A 7125-nucleotide genomic window follows, 5' to 3' on the forward strand; every position below is an offset into this window, starting at 1 on the left:
TTGTTTTTCCTCAATTTATCGTGTTATGCAGTCGCTGCTTTGATCATGTCACGCGCAATAATAATCTGCTGAATCTGGGTGGTACCTTCGTATAAACGGAACAAACGCACATCACGGTAAAAGCGTTCGATTGAATACTCACTGATATAACCTGCACCACCATGAATCTGTAAGCAGCGGTCTGCAACACGGCCGCACATTTCTGTTGCAAACATTTTCGAGCAAGATGCTTCCGTACTGATGTTTTCACCTAAATCACGGCGGCGCGCAGCATCTAATACCATGCATTTGGCTGCATAAATTTCAGTTTTAGAGTCAGCCAACATACCTTGAATGAGCTGGAAATTTGCAATCGGCTGGCCGAATTGCTTACGTTCAATGGCATAGTTCAAAGCATCATCAAGCATTCGCTCCGCCATACCAGTGCTATAGGCAGCAATATGCAAACGTCCTTTATCTAGGACTTTCATCGCCGTTTTAAAACCCACACCTTCAACACCACCAATCAGCTGATCCTTATGCACGCGGCAATTATCAAAAATTACATCACAGGTATAAGAGCCTTTTTGACCCATTTTTTTATCAATTTTACCCAGTGACAAACCTGCGGTACCAGCTTCTACCAGAAAGGCTGAAATGCCCGCTGCACCTTTAATTTCAGAATCGGTGCGAGCCATTACAGTAAAGGTCTGCGCACGCGGAGCATTGGTGATAAAACGTTTTGTTCCATTTAACACATAATAGTCGCCGTCTTTCACAGCTGATGTTTTTAATGCTGCGGCATCTGAACCTGAATCTGGTTCCGTTAAGCAGAATGAACCGATAATTTCACCGCTTGCATAGCGCGGCAGGTATTTCTGTTTCTGTTCTTCCGTACCATCGATCAAAATACCGCTTGAACCGATACCGTTATTTGTCCCGATTAAAGAACGAAATGCAGCAGAAGTATGACCAAGCTCAAAAGCTACACGGACTTCTTCTTCCATGGTAATGCCAAGGCCACCAAACTCTTCTGGAATCGTTAAACCAAAAAGCCCCATTTCACGCATTTGCTGCACAATATGTTCAGGGATCGCATCTGTTTCATCAACTTCATGCTCTAGCGGTCTTAATACATTTTTCACAAAATCACGAAGCGTCGATAGCAACTGCTCTAACATCTGTTCGTCACGAATCATTTTTTCTCCTAGTCCATTTTTAGGATGAGACTTCCTTTAATTATCAAAATAGGCATTAAATTTCGTTATGCGAAATACATTATCAACATTTCCTAATAGTGACAATTAAAATTGTGTATATTTATAAAAATAATTACAAAATTTTGCTTTTTTTAGATATTTTATTTTTTATTGCCATTTTGATTGAACAATGAACAAATTTGGCTTAAATTATTTTGTAAATTAAGTTTTGCTATACGGAATTTTTATAAAAATGAATCAAAATGCAATTGTTCAAATTGATTATGCACTTCCTGCAGTAGCAACAATAAAAATTAACCGCCCTGAAGCAAGAAATGCACTGAATACACAAGTGCGTAAAATGCTTGCTGAGGCTGTTGCTCAGCAAGTTGAAAATGATGATATCCGAGTGATTATTTTAACTGGTGGTGATGATGTTTTTGCTGCAGGTGCCGACTTAACCGAACTTGCCGAAGCAAGTTCAATGGACGTGTATTTACGCCGAACTGAACGCTACTGGCAAACCATTGCCAATTGCCCAAAACCGATTATTGCCGCAGTCAATGGTTTTGCTTTGGGCGGCGGCTGTGAACTGGCAATGCATGCCGACATTATTATTGCAGGTCAAAATGCACAATTTGGTCAGCCTGAAATTAAAGTTGGCATTATGCCTGGTGCTGGAGGCACACAGCGTTTAGTCCGCGCAGTCGGTAAATTTCAAGCTATGCGCATGATTATGACGGGCTGTCTTATATCTGCAGAAGAAGCTTTCGCCATGGGGCTAGTTTCTCAAGTTACAGAGAATACTGAAACCTTAAATACCGCTTATAAAATGGCGCAGCAAATCGCCAAGCTTCCATCAATTGCCCTAGAGCAAATTAAAGAAGTGGTTTTACTTAGTGAAGATGTGCCTTTGCTTGCGGGACTATCCCTTGAACGTAAAGCGTTCCAATTGCTCTTCAGTACTGAAGATCAAAAAGAAGGCGTGGCCGCATTTTTAGAAAAACGCAAACCGAGCTATCAAGGCAAATAATAAACATCAGTGCAACATTGATTAAACGCTATTGAGGTCAACATGGAAAGACGAATCAAAAACATTGGAGTGATCGGCGCAGGAATCATGGGAATTGGCATTGTTCAAATTGCCGTTCAAGCCAATCATGCTGTTTACTTATACGATACACAGCCCAATGCGGCGAAAAATGCTTATGAAAAATTAAATACGACATTCAGCCGATTGGTCGAAAAAAATAAAATTTCTCAATCTGAACTTGAGCAAGCTTTATCCAACTTACATATTGTCGAAAATATTCAAGATCTGCATGCGTGTGATTTGATTATTGAAGCAATCATTGAAAAATTAGACATCAAGCAAACGCTGATGAAACAGCTTGAGAGCATTGTCAGTCCGCAATGTATATTGGCGTCAAATACTTCCTCCCTGTCCATTACTGAAATTGCCGCAGAATGCCAGCATCCAGAACGGGTCGTTGGCTATCACTTCTTCAATCCTGTACCTTTAATGAAGGTGGTTGAAATCATTCAAGGCTTACATACCGATACACAGATTATTGAACAGCTCTCAGAACTTGCCCACAATATGGGACATCGCCCAGTACGCACTAAAGATACTCCAGGCTTTATTATCAATCATGCAGGCCGTGCTTATGGTACTGAAGCACTTAAGATTTTAAGTGAAAATATCGCTTCAATTCCTGAAATTGACCTTATTTTGAAAAAATCACTGGGTTTTAAAATGGGGCCATTTGAGCTGCTTGATCTCACTGGCTTAGACGTTTCTCACCCTGTCATGCTGTCGATTTACAACCAGTATTATCAAGAGCCGCGTTACCGCCCAAATGTATTAACACAGCAAATGCTGATCGGTAAAAAATTAGGGCGTAAAACAAGCGAAGGATTTTACAAATATATTGATCAAGTCAAACAAGAGATTTCGATTATTCAAAAATACTCAGCAAATTGTCATGGCCTAAAAACAGTTTGGCTCAGCACTGAGTTTAAAGATGATTTTGAAAAGCTCTCTACATATTTAGCTCAAAAAAATATTCAAATTAATCCAAATACCCAACCAGATGCCGATGATTTGATTTTAATTGCCAATTATGGCGATGACGCAACATACAGTGCACTGCGTTTAGAGGTCAATCCTGAACAGGTTGTCTGCATTGATATGCTGGGCAATTTTGAACACTGCCGCACGTTAATGCCAAGCCTCATCACCAAACAGAAAATGATTGAAGCCGCGCTGAAACTATTCAGCCAGCCAGACTGCGAAACCATTGTGATTGATGAAAGTCTTGGTTTTGTCTCGCAGCGTGTGCTTGCCATGGTAGTCAATTTGGCATGCGATATGGCGCAGCAGAAAATCGCGACGGTTGAAGATATTAATGCTGCCGTAAAACTTGGACTTGGCTACCCATTTGGCCCAATTGAATGGGGCGATGTAATTGGCAAAGAAAAAATATTACGGATTCTGGAACGCATCTCTAGCATTAGCCACGATCCGCGCTATCGCCCGAGCCCATGGTTACAGCGCCGCTGCAAACTAAATTTATCACTGATGTATCAACAATAAATTTTTAAATTAAAACTTCAAGGAAAGAATAGTATGAACGCTTATATTTACGATGGTTTACGTACCCCAATTGGCCGCCATGCAGGCAGTCTTGCCAGTATCCGTCCCGACAATCTGGCTGCTCTAGTCATTAAATCCTTAGTGCAAAAAACGGGCGTAGATGCTACTGATATCGAAGAAGTGATTTTAGGCAACACCAACCAAGCCGGTGAAGATTGCAGAAATGTGGCTCGTCATGCTTTATTGCTGGCGAAGCTGCCGGTCAGTGTTGCAGCTCAAACGGTCAATCGCTTGTGCGCCAGCGGTTTAGCAGCTGTGGTTGATGCAGCCCGTGCAATACACTGCGGCGAAGGCAGTCTTTATATTGCCGGTGGTGTCGAAAGTATGTCCCGCGCGCCTTTTGTATTGGCCAAAGCTGAATCTGCTTACAGCCGTGACATAAAAATGTTTGATAGCACCATTGGTTCTCGTTTTCCGAATCCGATTTTAACCAAACTATATGGCAACGACTCTATGCCGGAAACAGGTGACAATGTTGCAGAAGCTTATGGCATCAGCCGTGAAGAATCCGATCGTTTTGCAGCAGCGTCACAGGCCAAATATGAACAAGCCAAACAAGACGGCTTTTTTAAAGATGAAATTTTAGCAATTGAAGTGCCGCAAGGCCGTAAAGCTCCGCCGAAAATTGTGGATGAAGATGAACACCCGCGCCCTACTTCTAACTTTGAAGCGTTGCAGAAATTAAAACCTTTATTTGAAGACGGTATTGTGACTGCTGGAAATGCCTCTGGAGTGAATGACGGTGCCGCAGCTTTACTGATTGGTAATGAAAGTATCGAAGAAAAATACGGTATTCGCCCTCTGGCTAAAATTTTAGCCTCTGCATCTTCAGGGATCGAGCCGCGCATCATGGGTGCAGGCCCTATTGAAGCAATCAATAAAGCTTTAAAACGTGCCAATCTCAGCTTAGACGACATGGATATTATTGAAATTAATGAGGCCTTTGCACCACAAGTTTTATCTTGCCTCAAAGGCTTAAATGTCGAGTTTGATGATCCGCGGGTAAATCCAAATGGCGGTGCAATTGCGATTGGTCATCCATTAGGCTGCTCGGGTGCACGTCTTGCCTTGACTACAGCGCGTGAATTAAAACGTCGCAGCAAAAAATATGCTGTCATCAGCTTGTGCATTGGGGTTGGACAAGGTTTAGCCATGGTTATTGAAAATATCCAGCTGAATTAAATGCATTTAAAAAATAGGCATTAGTCTAAATAATAAAGTTCGCTATACAGATATCTTCAAGTCAAATCTTTAAAAAGTTTTGTATAGCGAAATTTATTGATATTATATGTTATATATTGTTTGACTAACGAATGGAACACTATGATTCATCAAGATGAGATTGCTCCTGAGCAATTAGAAAAAAAAATAAATTTAGATGAAATTCGCCTTGATCCTATTTCACATATCCATCGTGAAAATAATCCCCAATTTATTGCATCTCTTGCACGCGGCTTAGAAATTCTGCGCTGTTTTACCGCAACCACTCAAATTCTAGGTAATCAAGAACTCTCACAATTAACAGGCTTACCAAAGCCTACGATTGCACGGATTACCAATACACTGGTTTCCCTTGGTTACTTAAAACAATTACCGAATTCAACAAAATACACATTAGATACAGGTGTTTTGGCACTGGGCTATGCATCTTTATCAAATATCTCTGCGCGCATACATGCCCGTCCTTATATGGAAGAAATGGCGAAATATGCTCAAGCACCAGTAGCGATGGCAACGCGCGACCGTTTAAATATGCTGTATTTAGATGTGGTACAAGCTGAGTCAAATTTAACCATGCGTCGCCCGATTGGTTCAACAATCCCTTTACACAATACTGCAATGGGCCGCGCGTGTTTGGCTGCACTGCCTGAAAACGAACGCAATTTCATTATGGAAGCCTTATCAAAACGCCATCAAGATGAATGGCCAATGATGAAGCGGGGGCTAGAACGTTCATTTCACGATTATCGAAACTATGGTTATTGCCTTTCCTTGAGTGAATGGCATAAAGAAGTCAATTCTGTTGCTGTACCTATGGTGCATCCAATTCATGGTTTACTGGTCTTTAACTGCGGCGCACCAAGCTATTTGGTGAATCAAGAAAAGCTTGAAAATGAAATTGGGCCACGTCTGATTTACATGGTTCAAAATATTGAAGATGCGTTAAATGCGCTTTAAAAAGGCTTTTTTTAATTCCGGGGATGTCATTCCGTAAGTTAGATCACTCTAGACTAAGATTTGATTTGACTCACCTCAGTCTGTATACATTTATTTAGCTCACTTGAATTAATAGTAACCCATTAAAAAGCCAGTCTGTATGACTACAGACTGGCTTTTTAATTTAAGGCATCAAATATCTTTAAATATGAGACACCAATTCCGGAACTACAGTGTTCAAGTCACCGACTAACCAGTAGTCAGCTACTGCGTTAATTGGCGCTTCTTCATCTTTGTTGATCGCAACGATCACTTTAGACTCTTTCATACCCGCCAAATGCTGGATTGCACCAGAAATACCGACAGCGATATACAGTTCAGGTGCAACGATTTTACCTGTTTGACCTACTTGCATGTCGTTAGGAACGAAGCCAGCGTCAACTGCAGCACGTGAAGCACCTTGAGCAGCGCCCAATTTATCCGCCAGTGGATCAAGGATTTTGTGATAGTTTTCACCAGAACCTACACCACGACCACCAGACACAACAATACGTGCAGCTGTTAATTCTGGACGTTCTGATTTCACGATTTCTTCAGATACAAATTTAGAGATACCTGCGTCGCCAGCAGATGCAGCGGCTTCAACCGCAGCTGAACCACCTTCAGCAGCAACAGGATCAAATGCTGTACCACGAACAGTTGCAACAACGATCGATTCAGAAGACTCTACAGTTGCAATCGCGTTACCTGCATAGATTGGACGTTTGAAAGTTTTAGGGCTTTCAACTGCAATGATATCAGTGATCATGCTAACGTCTAAAAGTGCAGCCGCACGTGGCAGAATGTTTTTGCCAGTCGTAGTAGACGCAACAAGAATGTGTGAATAACCAGTACCGATAGAAGCAACTAATTTTGCTACGTTTTCAGCCAACTGGTTTGCATAAGCAGCGTCGTCAGCAAGCAATACTTTGCTTACGCCAGCAACTTTAGCCGCTTGGTCAGCAACTGCCTGAGTGCCAGAACCAGCAACCAATACAGTGATATCACCACCGATTTTTTGCGCCGCAGCAACAACGTTTAAAGTAGCAGCGTTTAATGCTTTGTTGTCGTGCTCAGCGATAACTAAAATACTCA

6 protein-coding genes are annotated in these 7125 nt (G+C 41.7%); 4 read left to right on the forward strand and 2 right to left on the reverse strand.

Annotation, left to right across the window (positions count from 1 at the left end; all coding sequences use genetic code 11):
- Nucleotides 1-23: 23 nt before the first annotated feature.
- On the reverse strand, nt 24-1178 hold the full coding sequence (locus ACE01R_RS16540; protein WP_395552601.1) for an acyl-CoA dehydrogenase family protein: 1155 nt from the start codon (nt 1176-1178) through the stop codon (nt 24-26).
- Between the two features lie 253 nt (nt 1179-1431).
- On the opposite strand from ACE01R_RS16540, the gene ACE01R_RS16545 reads away from it, so the two are divergent.
- From ACE01R_RS16545 to ACE01R_RS16560, 4 genes are all read left to right on the forward strand, one after another.
- On the forward strand, nt 1432-2211 hold the full coding sequence (locus ACE01R_RS16545) for an enoyl-CoA hydratase (RefSeq protein WP_395552602.1): 780 nt from the start codon (nt 1432-1434) through the stop codon (nt 2209-2211).
- Nucleotides 2212-2253: 42 nt separating this feature from the next.
- Nucleotides 2254-3774, forward strand: a complete 1521-nt coding sequence (locus ACE01R_RS16550; RefSeq protein ID WP_395552603.1) for a 3-hydroxyacyl-CoA dehydrogenase — start codon at nt 2254-2256, stop codon at nt 3772-3774.
- Nucleotides 3775-3807: 33 nt separating this feature from the next.
- On the forward strand, nt 3808-5016 hold the full coding sequence (locus ACE01R_RS16555; protein WP_395552604.1) for a 3-oxoadipyl-CoA thiolase: 1209 nt from the start codon (nt 3808-3810) through the stop codon (nt 5014-5016).
- A 141-nt stretch (nt 5017-5157) separates the two neighbouring features.
- Nucleotides 5158-6012, forward strand: a complete 855-nt coding sequence (locus tag ACE01R_RS16560; RefSeq protein WP_395552605.1) for an IclR family transcriptional regulator — start codon at nt 5158-5160, stop codon at nt 6010-6012.
- A 181-nt stretch (nt 6013-6193) separates the two neighbouring features.
- Here ACE01R_RS16560 and ACE01R_RS16565 read toward each other — a convergent pair.
- The coding region (locus ACE01R_RS16565) for an electron transfer flavoprotein subunit alpha/FixB family protein (protein WP_395552606.1) at nt 6194-7125 on the reverse strand (932 nt) is incomplete at its 5' end.

Source organism: Acinetobacter sp. BSP-28, from assembly GCF_044130285.1.
GTDB lineage: Bacteria > Pseudomonadota > Gammaproteobacteria > Pseudomonadales > Moraxellaceae > Acinetobacter.